This is a genomic window from Prevotella sp. TF12-30 (genome assembly GCF_003436715.1).
GTDB classification, from domain to species: domain Bacteria; phylum Bacteroidota; class Bacteroidia; order Bacteroidales; family Bacteroidaceae; genus Prevotella; species Prevotella copri_A.
Map to the genome: position 1 here is coordinate 80,166 of NZ_QSQJ01000008.1, position 17,254 is coordinate 97,419.

General features: G+C 49.6%; 14 protein-coding genes. 6 read left to right on the forward strand and 8 right to left on the reverse strand.

What is annotated here, in order from left to right:
- Window positions 1-9 precede the first annotated feature (9 nt).
- Together hisD and hisC are read left to right on the forward strand one after the other, a co-directional pair.
- On the forward strand, window positions 10-1,293 hold the full coding sequence (hisD, locus tag DXD25_RS05145) for a histidinol dehydrogenase (RefSeq protein WP_117662077.1): 1,284 nt from the start codon (window positions 10-12) through the stop codon (window positions 1,291-1,293).
- A gap of 9 nt (window positions 1,294-1,302) precedes the next feature.
- Window positions 1,303-2,337, forward strand: a complete 1,035-nt coding sequence (gene hisC / locus DXD25_RS05150; protein WP_117662078.1) for a histidinol-phosphate transaminase — start codon at window positions 1,303-1,305, stop codon at window positions 2,335-2,337.
- 61 nt (window positions 2,338-2,398) lie between these two features.
- Here hisC and DXD25_RS05155 read toward each other — a convergent pair whose 3' ends face one another.
- From DXD25_RS05155 to DXD25_RS05175, 5 genes are all read right to left on the reverse strand, one after another.
- Window positions 2,399-4,780 (reverse strand): YgiQ family radical SAM protein, encoded by a 2,382-nt coding sequence (locus tag DXD25_RS05155; RefSeq protein WP_233522195.1) that lies wholly within the window; start codon window positions 4,778-4,780, stop codon window positions 2,399-2,401.
- A 10-nt stretch (window positions 4,781-4,790) separates the two neighbouring features.
- Entirely contained in the window at window positions 4,791-5,132 is a 342-nt protein-coding gene (locus DXD25_RS05160; protein WP_117662079.1) for a hypothetical protein, read from the reverse strand.
- A gap of 18 nt (window positions 5,133-5,150) precedes the next feature.
- Window positions 5,151-7,817, reverse strand: a complete 2,667-nt coding sequence (locus tag DXD25_RS05165; RefSeq protein ID WP_233522196.1) for a fibronectin type III domain-containing protein — start codon at window positions 7,815-7,817, stop codon at window positions 5,151-5,153.
- Between the two features lie 124 nt (window positions 7,818-7,941).
- Window positions 7,942-8,499, reverse strand: coding sequence for a 1-acyl-sn-glycerol-3-phosphate acyltransferase (locus DXD25_RS05170; RefSeq protein ID WP_117662081.1), 558 nt, complete (start codon window positions 8,497-8,499; stop codon window positions 7,942-7,944).
- 66 nt (window positions 8,500-8,565) lie between these two features.
- Window positions 8,566-8,838 (reverse strand): hypothetical protein, encoded by a 273-nt coding sequence (locus DXD25_RS05175; protein ID WP_117662082.1) that lies wholly within the window; start codon window positions 8,836-8,838, stop codon window positions 8,566-8,568.
- 197 nt (window positions 8,839-9,035) lie between these two features.
- On the opposite strand from DXD25_RS05175, the gene DXD25_RS05180 reads away from it, so the two are divergent.
- Together DXD25_RS05180 and DXD25_RS05185 are read left to right on the forward strand one after the other, a co-directional pair.
- Window positions 9,036-10,685, forward strand: a complete 1,650-nt coding sequence (locus tag DXD25_RS05180; protein ID WP_117662083.1) for a diphosphate--fructose-6-phosphate 1-phosphotransferase — start codon at window positions 9,036-9,038, stop codon at window positions 10,683-10,685.
- A 22-nt stretch (window positions 10,686-10,707) separates the two neighbouring features.
- On the forward strand, window positions 10,708-11,619 hold the full coding sequence (locus DXD25_RS05185) for a glycoside hydrolase family 25 protein (RefSeq protein ID WP_187360435.1): 912 nt from the start codon (window positions 10,708-10,710) through the stop codon (window positions 11,617-11,619).
- Window positions 11,620-11,690: 71 nt separating this feature from the next.
- Here the strand turns inward: DXD25_RS05185 and prmA are convergent, their stop codons facing one another.
- Window positions 11,691-12,563: a 50S ribosomal protein L11 methyltransferase gene (gene prmA, locus DXD25_RS05190; protein WP_089542746.1), complete on the reverse strand. Its 873-nt coding sequence runs from the start codon at window positions 12,561-12,563 to the stop codon at window positions 11,691-11,693.
- 191 nt (window positions 12,564-12,754) lie between these two features.
- Here prmA and DXD25_RS05195 point away from each other — a divergent pair, with 191 nt between their 5' ends.
- Complete coding sequence (locus tag DXD25_RS05195) at window positions 12,755-13,750, forward strand: hypothetical protein (protein WP_117662084.1); 996 nt, start codon at window positions 12,755-12,757, stop codon at window positions 13,748-13,750.
- A gap of 191 nt (window positions 13,751-13,941) precedes the next feature.
- On the forward strand, window positions 13,942-15,576 hold the full coding sequence (locus DXD25_RS05200; RefSeq protein ID WP_117662085.1) for an OmpP1/FadL family transporter: 1,635 nt from the start codon (window positions 13,942-13,944) through the stop codon (window positions 15,574-15,576).
- A 395-nt stretch (window positions 15,577-15,971) separates the two neighbouring features.
- Here DXD25_RS05200 and DXD25_RS16630 read toward each other — a convergent pair whose 3' ends face one another.
- On the reverse strand, window positions 15,972-16,064 hold the full coding sequence (locus DXD25_RS16630; RefSeq protein ID WP_153089932.1) for a smalltalk protein: 93 nt from the start codon (window positions 16,062-16,064) through the stop codon (window positions 15,972-15,974).
- Between the two features lie 160 nt (window positions 16,065-16,224).
- The gene (locus DXD25_RS05205; protein ID WP_117662086.1) at window positions 16,225-16,986 is read right to left on the reverse strand and encodes an HU family DNA-binding protein; all 762 of its coding nucleotides are present in this window, start codon (window positions 16,984-16,986) and stop codon (window positions 16,225-16,227) included.
- Window positions 16,987-17,254: the final 268 nt, after the last annotated feature.

Below are 17,254 nucleotides of genomic sequence, written 5' to 3' on the forward strand. Positions count from 1 at the left end.
TAATAAGGAATGAAGGTAATAAAGTATCCTGCAAAGGAGGAATGGAGCGAGATTGTAGAACGCCCACACCTGGATGTATCGCAGTTGAATGCGACCGTACAAGGTGTACTCGACGATGTGAAGAACCATGGCGATGAAGCCGTGAAGCGTTACGAGGAGAAGTTTGATCATGCCCATCTCGATTCTTTGGCTGTGACTGAGGCTGAAATCGAAGAGGCTGAGCAACTGGTTTCTCAAGAACTGAAAGACGCTTTGCACCTCGCCCATCATAACATTGCCGCATTCCATCAGAGCCAGAAGTTTGAGGGTAAGAAGGTGGAAACCTGTGCTGGTGTCACCTGCTGGCAGAAGAGCGTGGCGATAGAGAAGGTGGGATTGTATATCCCTGGTGGTACTGCACCTTTGTTTAGCACCGTATTGATGCTCGCCACTCCTGCCAAGATTGCCGGTTGCAAGGAGATTGTTCTCTGCACGCCTCCTAACAAGGAGGGTAAGGTGAATCCAGCTATCCTGATGGCGGCAAAGATTGCTGGCGTAAGCAAGATTTTCAAGGCTGGCGGCGTGCAGGCCATCGGTGCGATGGCATACGGAACAGAAAGTGTGCCTAAGGTATATAAGATCTTCGGTCCGGGCAACCAGTTTGTGATGGCTGCCAAGCAGCAGGTTTCTCTCCACGATGTGGCTATCGATATGCCGGCAGGACCTTCGGAGGTTTGTCTCATCGCTGATGAAACAGCCAACCCTGTCTTTGCTGCTGCCGACCTCTTATCGCAGGCTGAGCACGGCTTTGACTCACAGGTTTTCTTCATCACTACCTCCGAAAAGGTTTTGGAAGATGTGAAGAAGGAAGTGGAAGTGCAGTTGGAGCAGTTGCCACGTAAGGAGATGGCGCAGACCTCATTGGACAATTCCAAGTTCATCCTTGTGAAGGACGAAGAGGAAGCCATCGATCTCTGCAATACCTATGCCCCTGAGCATCTCATCATTGCAACTGCTGATTATGAGCAGCTTGCCGAGAAAGTGGTGAATGCGGGCAGCGTATTCCTGGGCAACTATGCATGTGAGAGTGCCGGCGACTATGCCAGCGGTACCAATCATACCCTGCCAACCCATGGCTATGCACTGGCTTACAATGGCGTGAACCTCGACAGTTACAACCGCAAGATCACCTTCCAGCATCTCACGGAAGAAGGTATTCGTAACATAGGTGATGCTGTGGTGACGATGGCGGAGAACGAGCAGTTGGAGGCACATGCCAACGCCATGAGATTGAGAGTAAAAAGTCTAAAATAAAAGTAAGGTATGAAAGATTTAAAAGACTTGTGCCGAGAAAACATCTGGAACTTGGCACCTTACAGTTGCGCTCGCACGGAATTCGCTGGCAGAAATGCCCGCGTCTTCCTCGATGCCAACGAGAATCCCTATAACGACCCTTATAACCGATACCCTGACCCACTGCAGGTGGAACTGAAAAAACAGGTGAGTAAGATCAAGGGGGTAGCTGAAGACCAGATTTTCCTGGGCAATGGTTCGGATGAGGCCATTGACTTGGTTTACCGTGTATTCTGTCGTCCTGGCAAGGATAATGTGGTAGCCATCGCTCCTACATACGGTATGTATGAGGTTTGTGCTGATGTCAACGACGTGGAGTATCGATCTGTGTTGCTCGATGAGAACTATCAGATTTCTGCAGAGAAGATCATTGACGCCTGCGATGAGAATACCAAGGTGGTATGGTTCTGCAGCCCTAACAACCCGACGGGCAATCACATCAATCGCGAGGCTATCGTAGAGGTGCTTCGCCTCTTTGATGGTATAGTCATTGTGGATGAGGCTTATAGCGATTTCTCTTCCGAGCGCACCTTCCGTGGTGTGCTGAAGCATTTCCCTAATCTCATCGTGCTCAATACGATGAGCAAGGCATGGGGTTGTGCAGCGCTTCGTCTGGGTATGGCGTTTGCCAGCAAGGATATTATTGACATATTCAATAAGGTGAAGTATCCTTATAATGTGAATCTGCTTACCCAGCAGCAGGCACTTGAGGTTTTGAAGAATCCACTGAAGGTGGATGAGTGGGTGAAGAACATCCTTCAGGAGCGTTCGAAGGTGATGGCTGCCTTTCTGGATCTGCCTATCACCGTGAAGGTTTATCCTACGGATGCCAACTTCTTCCTGGTAAAGGTTACTGATGCGCAGGCCATCTACGATTATCTGGTGGCACAGGGCATCATCGTAAGAAACCGCAATAAGGTTCAGCTTTGCGGCAACTGTCTGAGAATCACCATCGGAAACAAGACAGAGAATGCCGAGTTGCTCGGGGCGTTGAGACAATATTAATAAAATAATCGCCGTTTATCTCATGTTCGGGATAAACGGCGATTTTTTAATTCATTTCATATTATTTTCTCCTGCCTCTTCCTTCGTTTCTTCCCTGGTTTCCACGTCCGCTGCCACGCTCGTTCTTGTCTCCGCTGTTATAGCGGTTTTTGCGATTGTGGTTGTCGGTGTCGAAATTAGGATTGAAACTCTTTTTCTTCTTGTCCTTGAAGAAGCCGGCACCTTGCTCTTTCTGATTGCGGAGCTCGGCTCTGGCTGCGGCTACTGCATCGCGGATATTAGCATTGGCGTTGTTGCTTCTGCCCTGCGGAGCATTATTTCCTCTTCCTTGCTGAGCATGACCGTTTCTTGAAGATTTACCATTCAAAGGACGGCCTTCATTGAGGTATTTATCCTCATCATAGCAACCTACATTGCCATATCCCTTTGGCGCAAAGCGGTCTGCTGCATTTCTGCCACGGCCTTTTCCGCCATTTGGCTCTGCTGCATTTCTGCCGGCACCACGCTTGCCCTTGGCTCCTCTGCCCACGCCCGGATTGTCATAGGTAGAACCAATCGCCTTGTCATCGAAGTTGGTCTTCTTGCCCTTGAAACCTCCGCCATGATTTCCACCGAAGCTCTTCTTGTCGTATAGCTTATCTATCAAATCCGTTCTGCCGATACGGCGAAGTTCGCTCTCAATGGCACGGCGCTCCTCTGGCTTATACCAGAAGAAGAACATGCGCTGGGCAAGCTTTTCCTTCTGCGTCTTGGCACTGAATACTGGTTCCAAGGTGTATGGGTCGTATCCCGTGTACCAGGTTTCCGTAGAAATCGTCATTGGGGTAGGGGTGAAGTCCTGTACCTGCTCCAGATGAAAGTCGAGTCCCTTGGTAATTACTGCCAGTTCAGCCATATCCTCTTCATGACAGCCCGGATGCGAACTGATGAAGTATGGAATGATCTGCTGGTTGAGACCTTCTTCCTTGTTGATCTTGTCGAAGATGCGTTTGAACTCGTAGAAGAGATCGAACGATGGTTTGCGCATGAACTTCAATACCTCTGGACTGGTATGTTCCGGTGCTACCTTCAGTCGGCCGCTCACGTGCTTGGTGATCAGCTCGCGGGTATATTCCCTTGCCGCCTGGTTCACCTTCTCGTCCTTGCTCTTGTGTAGGAGCAGGTCGTAGCGCACACCACTACCGATGAAGCTCTTCTTGATACCCGGCAGGGCATCTACGGCATGATAGATCTCCAGCAGCTTGCTGTGGTCGGTGTTCAGGTTCGGACAAATCTGAGGGTTCACGCACGATGGGCGCTTGCACACCTCGCACGCCTTCTGGTTCTTGCCGTGCATGCCATACATGTTTGCCGAAGGACCGCCCAGATCGCTCAGATAGCCCTTGAAATCAGGCATCTCGATGATTTTCTTCACCTCTTTCAGAATGCTCTCCTTGCTACGGCAAACCACGAACTTGCCCTGGTGTGCCGAAATGGTACAGAACGAGCAACCACCGAAGCAGCCACGATGCAGGTTCACGGAGAACTTGATCATCTCGTATGCCGGAATGGTCTTGCCCTTGTACTTAGGATGAGGCAGACGGGTGTAAGGCAGGTCGAAGGCAGCATCCAGCTCTTCGGTGGTCATCAGCGGGAATGGTGGATTCACCACTACATACTTACCGTCCGTCTCCTGAATCATGCGCTGGGCATGCATCTTGTTGGCTTCTTCCTCCAGATGGCGCACGTTCTCCGCCTGTCCCTTCTTGTTATGCAGGCACTCCTCGTGGCTATGCAGGATGATGTCATCCTCCTTGAATCCGCCAGGGATGTCCTTCTCCTTGCAGTAGAAAGCCACCTGCGGCATCTCGTGAATCTGGTCCATGGTCTTGCCTTCGGCTAATGCATTGGCAAGTTCCACGATGGAGCGTTCGCCCATACCATAGAGGATGAGGTCGGCACCCGAATCGCAGAGGATGCACTTGCGGAGTTCATCCTTCCAGTAGTCGTAGTGACTGATGCGGCGCAGTGATGCCTCGATACCGCCCAGTGCCACAGGTACGTCGGGATAGAGCTTCTTCAGTATCTGGGTATAGACGATAGACGGATAGTCGGGACGCATGTCGTGGCGGGAGTCAGGACTGAAGGCATCCTCGCTACGCATACGGCGGTTGGCCGTGTAACGGTTTACCATCGAGTCCATGGCTCCCGGAGATACGCCGAAGAAGAGGCGAGGGCGACCGAGCTTCTTGAAGTCACGGAAGTCGCCATGCCAGTCGGGCTGAGGCACGATGGCTACGCGATAGCCGTTAGCTTCCAGGATTCTTCCGAGGATAGCCGGTCCGAAGGATGGATGATCTACGTAGGCATCACCCGAGAAGAGGATGACGTCCAGTTCGTCCCATCCTCTGAGTTCGCACTCCTTCTTGGTTGTTGGGAGAAAATCTGTTAACTTATAATCCATTCAATATACTTTAGTCATTCACTGCATCTTGCTCAGCCTCAGCTGCTTCCTGTGCATCCTTCTTGTCCTTCCAATCTACGTAGAGCAATACGAGGTTGTGGAGGCCGAGTGCCTTCATATTCTGGTTGTAGATTACGTCGAGGCAGAGGTCGAGCAACTCCTTGTCCTTGATGTCGCTGCTCTCCAGAAGAGAACGGACGTTGAATCTTAACTTGTCGAGCACTTCCTCGTCGATGATGCCATTGCTATCTACGAAGTTGCGGAGCAACTGATACTTGTCAATAGTCTCTAAATGCTGGTCGCTCACTTCGATAGAGCGTGTACCAGACTGGTTTGCTTGAATCTTATACATATTTTATTGATTTTAAATTTATTCTGTTAAGAACTTCAGAATACCCTGCATGATGCTGTAGCGGGTTTTCTCATCGCTGATGCACTCCAGTGGGAATCCCATGGTGAAGGTGCGGTAGCTGGTACTCCTGTAGGCAACTGCTGCACTGGTTCCTGTAAGATAACGCATGGCGCAGAAGGCTGTGCTGCCTATTGGCTTGAGTATCTCCGGATGGGTGGCGGCATAATGCTTGGCATTCAGCGAATGATAGTAGCTGAACTCCTTGCCCAGTCCGCTTACCGTTGGCGATGTGGTAACGATACTGTCTCGCTCGGTAATGGTGGAATCTTCCGGATTGACATCCTGCACGATAAACTTGGTGCCGGTAGGCTCATAGTTTACTTTCAGAATGGCGCCCATGAATGATTTCTCCTCTTCATCCTGCATGTCGCTGCCGTTGTAGGAGCCGCTCACAAGCAGTTTTCCGCCGTTGAGGGCATAGTACTTGATGCGCTTCTGCATGGTTGGGGTGAAGGTCTTGTAGTACTGGTGGGTATAACCGTCGTAACGCTCCAGACCATTGATGAGGTCCACTGCCTGATAATCGGTCATCTTCACTCTTCCCGAAAGGATGGCTTCGCTCGAACAGCTGGCGATGCTGTACTTGTTGCCGGAAGCGATGGCCTGGGCATGCTCCACGGTATGGTTGAAGTCATTGCCCGCTACAAACTGTCCTATCATTTCGTTGCCGCTGTATCCCAGTCCGCTGGAAGATTCGATACCCATTCTATGGATGTCAAATACCCGCTGCTTGCCGCTCCAGCCCGCCGTCAGACCATAGCTTACGCCTGGGTCCTGGTCGAAGTCGAAGCCCTGGATACTGTCGTTATCTACCACCTGCGGTGAGGCAAGGCGATGGAAATTGTTCACGATCAGAATCTTGTTGGTGGCAGTAGGGTTATAGAGTGCCGAGAGGGTTTCTGATGGGAAGCTCTCGCCGCCCTGGTTTACAGCTGCTACCCGGAAGTTGTAGAGCTTGCCTGGCTCCAGCTTCACGTTGTAGATGTTGGAGCGAACCATCGTACCATTGTCGAATCCGCCTTTGCCTTCTGCCTGATAAACGATGTAGCTGGTTGGCTTGGCGGTAGGTTCCGTCTTGTCAAGCTGCGCATTCCAGGTGAGGCTGGCATAGCCCAGTTCATCCACCTCCACGCTGAAGTGGTTGGGTGCCAGAGGCTGTACCACATACGGTTCGTCATGGTTGCTGCTCACGAATCTGAGAATGGTCTTGTAGATGGAGCGGGCGATGGTAAACTTACCCATCGGATCCTGTGCGATGCGCATGTCCGGGAAGCTCTGGTGAGAGAGCATTTCGATGATTGCCGATGGTACTTCCGGCAGTCGGGTCTCCGAATAGTTCCTGTCCCAGAGATAGCGTTTTCCGAATGAACCAAAGGTGTTGGTCATATCTTCTACAAGATTATCTCTCAAAGCCTTAGCGAAATCCTTTGAAGCAAATCTTGAAATGCCGCTGTTCAGCATGCCATCGTTGAAATCGGTGGTGCAGATAGCGAGTGTACCCCAGGTGGATTGTCCGTCAGGATTGTATCCTGCGTCGCTGTGCAGGGCGAGAGAAAGCTCTATCGGCACGCGCTTGCCGTCCATTGCCGGCATATATACGCTGCCGCCTCCCAGCCAGTTGGTCATCATCGAACGGGTGTTGATGTCGTCGGCATAGTCGTTCTTACCCTTTCTTCCGCCATACACGCTATAGGGTGCTCCAGCCCACTGGGCGTAGTATCTTGCTCCTTCCAGGCAGCGAGGCAGTCCGCTTACGAATCCGCCACGTTCTATGTTGCCCATACCGCCTCCGAATCGTACGGCATCGGTGGTTACGACACCTCTGCGGGAAGCGTGATTGGTGCAGACTACACGGTTGAACTCATTGCATCCCTTGTCGAACTCGAAGGTGCCGAGATATACCCATGTGCCGCCACCCATACGCTGGTTGACGGTAAATTCCGTAGCCTGTCCCTTGTGATAGACGATGTATTTGGCATCGGGTACACTCTTGGGCAGTGTCTGGTAGCTTACATAAACGGCATATTTTCCCTCTTTCTGGAAGTTAGGCTGATAGCTTACCAGGCTGTTCTTCTTTCGCTTGGTAGCCTTCGCCTGTCTCACGGTACCTATCTGGAACGGATTTTCTCCATCCTGATAGGAAGCCTGGAGGTTGGCGAATCCCAGGGAGTCGCAGTTCTTCCATTTCTTGCCATTCACGAATTCCTGGTAGGAGATGGATTGTCTGTCGTCGTTATCCACCACAATCTCCTGCTGCTGCCAGTCGCGTTCACGGGGAGTGAAGACGATGGCGCCGGCATTTTCCAGCATCGGGATGAGGTAAGGCACCACAATGGTCTGGGTAAAGAGGTCTTCCGTGGTACAGAAGAGGTTAGGACGTTGCCATTTCCATCCTCTTTCAGCATCCCAGTATCTTCCGTGCGATGCCCATAGTGAGAGATGCCGGTTCTGCAGTCCGGCAGTCACGAAGTAGGGGCGTGAGGCGTTGAACACCCACGGATCTTCATCATATTCGATGTTTCCCCATGCATGACTGTTTCCCTCATCGAATGCCTGCAGCATGAATCCGGAAGAGATAAGCAGACTGCTTATCAGCCCATATTTTGTAAATCTCGTTTTTTTCACTTTCTTCTATGATGAGGGTGTGTCATAAGTCACATCCAATACGCCCTGAAAGGGCAGAAGCTCCTAGCCCGTCCTCGGTTGCCATTATCTGGACTTATGACACATCCTCCTTTCTTTTTGCTTGTTAGTCGATATTTCCGATAGAGAACTTCTCAGGTTTCTTTCCCTTGAAATCCTTGAAGTACAGCTTGATTTCCCGCATGTCCTTCTCCACATCACCCGAAGGGATGATCATCTTGGTACACTGTATCACCTTCTTCTCGTAATCCACGCCGTAGAGTAGGATAGGGATGCCTGCCTTGAGGGCGATGAAATAGAATCCCTTCTTCCATTCCGGGTTGAGCGAGCGGGTACCTTCCGGAGTGATGCAGAGACCGAAACTCTCGCGCTTCTTAGCCTCTTCGGCCAGGTTGTCGGTCATGCTGGTATGCTTGCTTCTCCACACCGGTACGCCTCCCATCTTTCTGAAGATAGGTCCCAGCGGCCAGAAGAACCATTCCTTCTTCATCAGGAAGTTGCTCTTGATGTTTTCAGCTCTGGAGTAGAGCTGTCCTATCAGGAAGTCCCAGTTGCTGGTGTGTGGTGCAAGACAGATGATGTACTTCTTGGGAAAGTCGATGGTTACTTCCTTCTTCCATCCCATTCGCTTGTATAATATCCACTGACAGATGTCCTTGATCATTTCTTCTTAATCTATTCTCTATATATATTATAGGTATAATGGATGTTCTTCTCCGTTTTTCGGGGCTTATCCCATATTGGAGATCTGGTCGATAATCTCGCTCACCTGCTTGTTGAAGTCATGAATCAGGTTCTGATAGTATGCTCCCGGCTTTATGCCAGGCTCTGGGTGAGAAACGCGCTTGATGAAGTCGTTATTGACCATTACGATAGATGAAAGGATGCCATCTACGTCCTCCTGAGAAGGTTTTCCATTGTACAAAGACGCTGCTACAGTCTCAGCGAAAAGCTCGCTGGTAATGTAGTTGATAGTGCGTTTTAAATCTCTTTTGTTAGCCATAATTCTTATTTCTAAATTAATAATTGGTTAAAAACATTGGCTCAAAGATAATCATTTTCTTTGGAAAAGCAATAGAAAATCAAAAAAAATATCGATATTAACTCATTTTTAGCATTTTTCTTTCCGTATCTCGTAGAAAAACCTTAAATTTGCAGTGTTTTTGAAGTTTCAACTAATTAAATATTAATAAAAGAATTATGGAAAAAAGTGCATTGCAGATTGCAAGAGCGGCTTATCAGCCAAAGTTGCCAAAGGCGCTTCAGGGTCCTGTAAAGGCAGTTGAGGGTGCAGCAACTCAGTCAGTAGGTAACCAGGAAGAAATCAAGGCTCTCTTCCCTAACACATACGGAATGCCTGTTATTACTTTCGAGGCTGGCGAGGCTCAGGAACTCCCTGCTTTCAACGTAGGTGTTATCCTTTCTGGCGGTCAGGCTCCTGGCGGTCACAACGTGATCTCTGGTCTCTTCGACGGTGTGAAGTCTCTCAACCCAGCTAACAAGCTCTATGGCTTCATCCTCGGTCCTGGCGGTCTCGTTGATCACAAGTATATGGAGATTACTCCTGAGATTATGGACGAGTACCGTAACACTGGTGGTTTCGATATCATCGGTTCTGGCCGTACAAAGTTGGAGAAGGAAGACCAGTTTGAGAAGGGTATTGAGATTCTCCGTGAGCTCGGTATCAAGGCACTCGTTATCATCGGTGGTGACGACTCTAACACCAACGCCTGCGTTCTCGCTGAGTACTATGCTGCCAAGAAGTATGGCGTTCAGGTAATCGGTTGCCCTAAGACTATCGACGGTGACTTGAAGAACGAGCAGATTGAGACTTCTTTCGGTTTCGATACAGCCTGCAAGACTTACTCTGAGCTCATCGGTAACATCGAGCGCGACTGTAACTCTGCACGCAAGTACTGGCACTTCATCAAGTTGATGGGTCGTTCAGCTTCTCACATCGCTCTTGAGTGCGCACTCCAGACTCAGCCAAACGTCTGCCTGATTTCTGAGGAGGTAGAGGCTAAGGAGATGTCTCTTGATGATGTTGTAACATACATCGCTACAGCTGTAGCTAACCGTGCTGCTGATGGCAACAACTTCGGTACTGTTCTCATCCCAGAGGGCTTGATCGAGTTCATCCCAGCTATCAAGAAGCTTATCGCAGAGTTGAACGAGGTTCTTACAGACCCTGCAACAGGTGAGAGCCGTGAGTTTGCCAGCGCTGAGGAGCAGATTGCATTCGTTAAGGGTGCCATCGCTAAGGACAACCTCGCTGTATTGGAGTCTTTGCCAGCAGACGTAGCTCGCCAGCTTTGCCTCGACCGTGACCCTCACGGAAACGTACAGGTTTCTCTCATCGAGACAGAGAAGTTGCTCTCTCGCATGGTAGCTGACAAGTTGGCTGCTTGGAAGAAGGAGGGTAAGTATGTTGGTAAGTTCTCTGCTCAGCACCACTTCTTCGGTTACGAGGGACGTTGCGCAGCTCCTTCTAACTACGATGCAGACTACTGCTACTCACTCGGTTTCAACGCATCTCGCCTCATCGCTAACGGCAAGACTGGTTACATGTCAATCATCAAGAATACAACAGCTCCTGCAGCTGAGTGGATTGCCGGTGGTGTGCCTATCACAATGATGATGAACATCGAGCGTCGTAACGGTGCCAACAAGCCAGTTATCCGCAAGGCTCTCGTAGAGCTCGACGGTGCTCCATTCAAGTTCTTCGCTTCTAAGCGTGAGCAGTGGGCTAAGGAGACATCTTATGTATATCCAGGTCCTATCCAGTACTGGGGTCCATCTGAGGTTTGCGATCAGACCACAAAGACTCTCCAGTTGGAGCAGGCTAAGTAATAAGAAATAATCATATTATTATATGTCAACAAGACGAACGGCTTCTTCACAAAAAAAGGGTACTGTGGCGAGAAGGAAGACTTCTTCTCGGCGTGGGGGCTCTGGTGGCAGAAGGCGTTCGTCTTCTGTTTTTCAGCGTTATCCCCGATTGGCATGGTGGATTGGTGGAACGGCGGTAGTAGTGCTGTATGTTTTCCTGTTCTATCATTTCTTCGTCGGTCCTACCGGTTTCAGATGGCGTGCCCTCTATGGCGATGAGGTGTATCCTGAAGGCTACGAGATTCATGGCATTGATATCTCCCATTATCAGGGCAAGATAGACTGGGAGCAGCTCAACAATGCGATGATCAAGGGTTGTCCTGTGCGCTTTGTCATCATCAAGAGTACCGAGGGTTCCAGCCGCCTGGATGAGAATTTCCGCGAGAACTTCAATCAGGCTCGCGATTATGGATTCATCCGTGGCGTGTATCATTTCTGGAGCAATAAATCTACGGCTCGCGAACAGGCGTATTACTTTCTGGAGCAGGTGCATCTTACGGATGGCGATCTTCCGCCCGTACTCGACATCGAGCATAAGCCTGATGACAAGAGTGTAGAGGATTTTCAGCGCGATGTGCTCACATGGCTGCATATCGTAGAGGATAGGTATCATGTGAAACCGATCATCTACACCTATTACAAGTTTAAGGAGCAGTATCTCAGCGCACCCGTTTTCGATGACTATCCTTACTGGATAGCGCATTATTATGTAGATAAGGTGCAGTACAAGGGCAAGTGGAAGTTCTGGCAGCATACGGATGCAGGAAAGCTTCCGGGCATCAAGGGCTATGTGGATTTCGATATCTACAACGGCAGCTACTACGATCTGCGCCAGCTTTGTATCGGCAGCAATGACAAGGATAAGAAATTGTGGGATAATGATGAAGAAGAATAAAGCTTGATTTTTCCAAGGGGGAAAGATCAAGCTTTATTTTTTTCTGCTGTTTTTATTCTTTATTGTTGGTTTTACGCTCCCAGTACCAGACAGGTCCAGTTGTTATCTACCTGTCTTGTTATCTCGTGCAGTCCCAGCTCATCTGCCTTCTCCAGCAATACAGGCACATCTTCCTCGTAGAAACCGCTCAGAATCAGTGTGCCGCCCATATTCATCACGCTGCGGAAGAGTTTCATGTCTTCCAGCAGGATGTTGCGGTTGATGTTCGCCATCACCACGTCGAAGACACCGCTCACGTGGTTCAGTACACTGCTGTTTCCGAAGAGTACCTCCATGTTATCTACGCCATTCAGTACGGCATTGTGCTTGGCATTCTCCACGCTCCATTCATCGATGTCGTAGCCCACCACATCCTTGGCGCCGAGCTTCGATGCGGTGAGTCCCAGAATGCCCGTACCCGTTCCGCAGTCTAGTATGCGCTTGGTCTTGACAGGCATTTTCAGCAGCTGTGCGATGATCATACGGGTAGTTTCGTGGTTGCCGGTTCCGAAGGCTAGCTTTGCCTCGATGCCGATCTCGATGATGTCGGGACGGTCGCTGGTATCCGGATAAAGTTCCGGATGCTTGGCATCGTAGATCACTACCTGGTCGCCCACGAAGATAGGGTCGAAGCCCTGCTCCTCCCATTCCTGGTTCCAGTCCTTGTCTTCGGCATCCTGGATGTCGTAGGTTATCTGGGTGTCCATGATAGGGAAGTCGGCGATGTAGGCATCCAGCGCCTCCTTGTCGAAGAGGTCTTTCTGCACGTATGCCTCCATACCCGTTTCGGTTTCTTCAAACGATTCGAATCCAGCCTCGGCAGCACCGTCGGCGAGCAAGTCCTGGCAGGCTTGCATCAAGTCGGCCGATGTCTTGATATTGAATGTCGCTACTAAATATTTCATGTCTTTTTTCTATTGATTTTGTCCTAAAAATGCTTACGGATGTTCTAAAAAGTTTGAAATCCTTTAAATCTTCTGCAAAATTATAAAAAAATAGGGGAAAACCTACAATTATTTAGGGAAATTCTGTAATTTTGCATCAAAATAAGTGGTATTTTTGCATAAAGAACAGAAAAAGATAGGAGAAATATACAATGAAGAAAATGTATCTTCTTGCAGTCCTGATGGCAGCCGCAATGCCATTCACTTCGATGGCACAGGACGACGACCTCTACTTCAATCCGAAGAAGGAGGCGAAGGAGAAGGCTGAGAGAAAAGCTGCGTTACTGCGTGAGTACAAGGCTCAGCAGGCACGCCGCGACAGTATCTATGCCCTCTTCTGGAGCGGCAGCAACCGGAATGTGGATGAGTACAACCGTGGTGGCAGATTCCTGAGCCATTACGAGAAAGTGGGTACTGATTCGCTCGGTAACGATATCATCCAGTTTCATGTAGGCAAGGGGGTGGCGCCCGACAGCATCTACGATGATGCTTACTTCGCCCAGAAGTATATCAACGAGGAAGAGGATTTCGGCAATACCCGCAGAATGAGTCGCTGGGATGGCTACTACGATCCTTGGTTCTATGGCTACTATGGCTATGGTCCATACTATTGGCGCTCCCGCATGTGGGGCTGGCACAATCCTTGGCGATACGGCTACTATACAGGCTGGTACGACCCATGGTTTGATCCTTGGTATGATCCATGGTATTATGGCTATGCCGGATGGTATGGCGGCTGGTACGACCCATGGTATTATGGCTGGGGTGGCTGGTATGGCCCTTGGTACTGGGGTGGTCCGATGATTGGGCATGTAAGCTATGGCGGTTTTGCCGGTGGCAAGCGATATAACAATCCGGGGCGCATCGATGCATCTCATGGATATGTGTATGGCGGATCGCAGGGCAATAACAATACCTATACCCGCAGAAGCGGTTCCAACCGCAGCTTCGGTCAGCGCCGTGAGAACAACGGTTTCAACAACAACTCCAACTTCGGAACGCGCAATAATTCCAGCTTCGGCAACAGCGGCAGCTTCAGTGGCGGCAGTGTAGGCGGAGGTGGCAGCTTTGGCGGCGGTCGTTCCGGTGGTGGCAGCTTTGGAGGTGGCGGTCGCTCAGGTGGCGGCAGCTTCGGAGGTCGCCGATAAACGCCCTGAAAGGATTTGCCATTTGCCAGCACGCCCTGAAATACTCAGTTACTGAAGTTTCGTATGTGGTTCAAGTACGGGCTGAAGGCCCAAAAGCTCCTAGCCCAGGGCATCGCCCTGGGTTATAGTGGTTTTTATGAATACGCCCTGAAAGGGCAAAAGCTTTATAAACAATTAAAATTAGAAATAATATGAATCATTTAAAACATATACTTTTTGCCAGTGCCCTCGTGGCTTCCATGAGTGCCGCTGCGCAGGAAACCTATCAGGATACCAAGTTGGCAGCCAGCCAACTCACGGGTACCGCCCGCTATGTAGGTATGGGTGGAGCGATGGAGGCCTTGGGTGCCGATATCTCCACCATCAGCACCAACCCAGCCGGTGTGGGTCTTTTCCGCAAGAATCAGATTTCCCTCTCTGCCGGCGTCATCGCCCAGAGCGGTGCAGACAACAGCATTTCCCTTGGCAATTCTACCATAGATATCAAGGGCAAGAAGAGTCATCCAACCTTCGACCAGGTAGGCATCGTCTGGTCTACGAAGATGAGAAACTCCAGTGCGCTCAATCTTGCGTTCAATTATCATAAGAGTACCGACTTCGGACAGCTCCTCAACGCAGCCAATTCTCTTACGAAGGCTTCGCAGAACAAGTTGACTGCAGCCAAGAATGCAGAGGGTGTGGATGGATGGAGTGCCGTAGATGCAAACTTTGGCGGTTACAAGGATAATAGTGGCAAGTATCAGAATGGTCTGCTTAGCCTCACCTCTAATGGCTATTTGTCTTACGCCGAAGCCCAGTCTTATCTCTTCGGACAATATCAGCATGGCTACATCGGCAGCTACGATTTCAACATCAGTGGTTCTATCGGCAATAGAGTATGGCTCGGTCTTACCATTGGCTTGCACGATGTTCATTACAACAGTAATTCCCTCTATGCAGAGAATCTAGTGGATGGCAACTTCAGCGATTCCTACGAGCAGATCAAGATTACGGGTACTGGATATGACGTGAAGGCTGGTATCATCTTCCGTCCGGTAGAGGAGTCTCCTTTCCGTATCGGTGCCTACGTCAATTCTCCGGTGTTCTATGATCTCTCGCTCAGCGCAGCCCACGATCTGAGTATGTATGGCAAAAATGCGCCAGCTACTTTCCAGGATAAGGATGCAGCTGGCAATATCGTCAATGTGCCTTGCTACACATTGGGTGATAAGGGACAGACTGTGGATTACGACTTCCGCTTGAACACTCCTTGGAAGGTGGGTGTCAGCATGGGTCATACCGTGGGCAACTATCTTGCCCTGGGTGCAACCTACGAGTATGCCTGGTACGACCACATGGACAACCGCGTGAAGGATGGCGGTTACTACGATTACTACTGGGGTGATTATTACGAGTCAAGCAGCAGCGATGATGCGATGAATGCAGATACCCGTGCCAACCTGAAGGGTGTAAGCACCTTGAAGGTGGGAGCTGAAATCAAGCCAACCTCTATGCTTTCTCTCCGTTTCGGTTACAACTATGTATCGCCGATGTTCAGAGAGAATGCCTATCGTGATCAGTCGATTGGCAGCAATGGTGTAGATATCGCTACTTCTACCGATTATACCAACTGGAAGGCGATGAATCGCTTTACCTGCGGTGTGGGTTTCAACTACGAGAACTTGAATATTGATGTAGCTTATCAGTATGCTACCCAGAAGGGTGATTTCTATCCGTTTATGAGCTATGTGAATAAGGATGATGCTACATTGGACAATATCCCTACTTCATGCAAGGTGGATAACAATCGCCATCAGCTCCTGCTTACGGTAGGTTACAAGTTTTAATTAGGCCGAAGGTTTAAAGAATGCAAAAAACAGAGCTTTCTTCGTTTTTTTTAGTAAAAAAAGGCTAGAAAATTTGGTCGTTTCGCAGAAAAGCTCTATCTTTGCAGATATAAAAAAGAAGGATTATAAAAATATACTTGAGGAAAATCTCCCTAAAGTGATAGGGAATAAAGATATTAGTTTTTTTAGTGGTTAATTTAGTTTTAGTAAGTATGTGGTAGGATCTGTTGTGAAACAGATCCTATTTTTTTTGCATACCTAAGGTTTCACATCCTGTATAACGAATAAAGAGGGTGCGTCATAGACTTATGACACACTCTCTGTAATAGATAAAATCTTCTCAAAAACTAATCACATGCAGCTTTCGTTCTGCTTTCGTTCTGCTTCCTTGCAGCTTACACGCAGCTTGAAACACCAAGCGAAGTGGCTATTGCGGTGAGAATGCTAATCGCAATCTGAATCACCATTTTCCAGGTATCCTTCTTCATTGTCTTTTAGTGTTTAATGTTTAGTGTTTAATGTTTAATTCCGTTAGGCGTTTCGGCGGATTTGCAACCGTTAGGCGTTCCGGCGGATTTGTAATCCGCCGTTAAAAAACGTCCTAACCTCTTTTAGCTTTGCGGATTTGCAATCCGCATCAAGCAAGATTTAAAAATTTACATTGTCGCCGCCGCCGTCTTCACCTCCGGTATTGCCGCCGCTGGTACCCTGGTCACCGGTGGTTCCGCTACCGCCAGCTCCCTGCGTTCCACTGCCTTCAGTTCCGGTAGTTCCGCTGCCGCCAGCATTGCTGCCTCCGCCCTGCGTTCCTCCGCCCTGCGTTCCGCCGCCAGTGGTTCCGTCTCCATCGCCACCACCATCAGGAGTTTCTGGAACGTTGATGTCCACGTTGGTCTTGCCCTCCCTGATCGCCTTGATCACGGCTGCCTGAGCACTTCGGCTAGCCACGAGGTTGAATTCTGCGTCATCGAGCAGGTTCTTGAACTGCTGTCCAGGCTCCCACTGAACCTTCACGTTGGTGATATTCTGCGCCGTAAACTTGTCGGCAGTCTCTGCGCCCTTGGAGCTGAGCAGGATAGAGAAGTCGCCCAGGTCGCCCAGTCGGATCTTCTTGCCTTCGAGCAGCATCTCTCTCATGCAGTCCACTGCCATGTAGAGGATGGCGCTGATGTCAGCTCTTGAATATACGCTGCCGTGAGAAGTGATGTGCTTGGCAAACTTCTCGATGGTCATCACATCGGTGTACTGCGAGATGGCGAACGCATTCTGCTTCTCGGTCTTCACCAGGTCGGTGTCCTTCTTGTCCGGCTCCTTGCCGTCCTTCTTAGCCTGGTTGATACGTGACTTTGCCTGGTTGATCTCAAGGAGATTTGCGTTCACGCTGCGCATTACGATACTGTAGTTAATCATACTCTGTACTGTTTTTAAAAGTTCTTAGAAATCGCAACTGCCCGGAAAGCCCTCGTTTCTGCCCCGATTTTGGGTCTTCATAGATGTCCGGCGCCTGCCATCATTTAAGCCCCGCTGCGGTCTTCTATTATGACCGCCTTTTTGGCACGATAGGCTGTTCCTTCGATTGCTGGTGCAAAGATACGAAGAATTTCTGTATCTACCAAATTTTTGCATGTGATAAGGGTCGATTTTCAGCAAAACACTTACGATTTGAAACTTCGTTAAA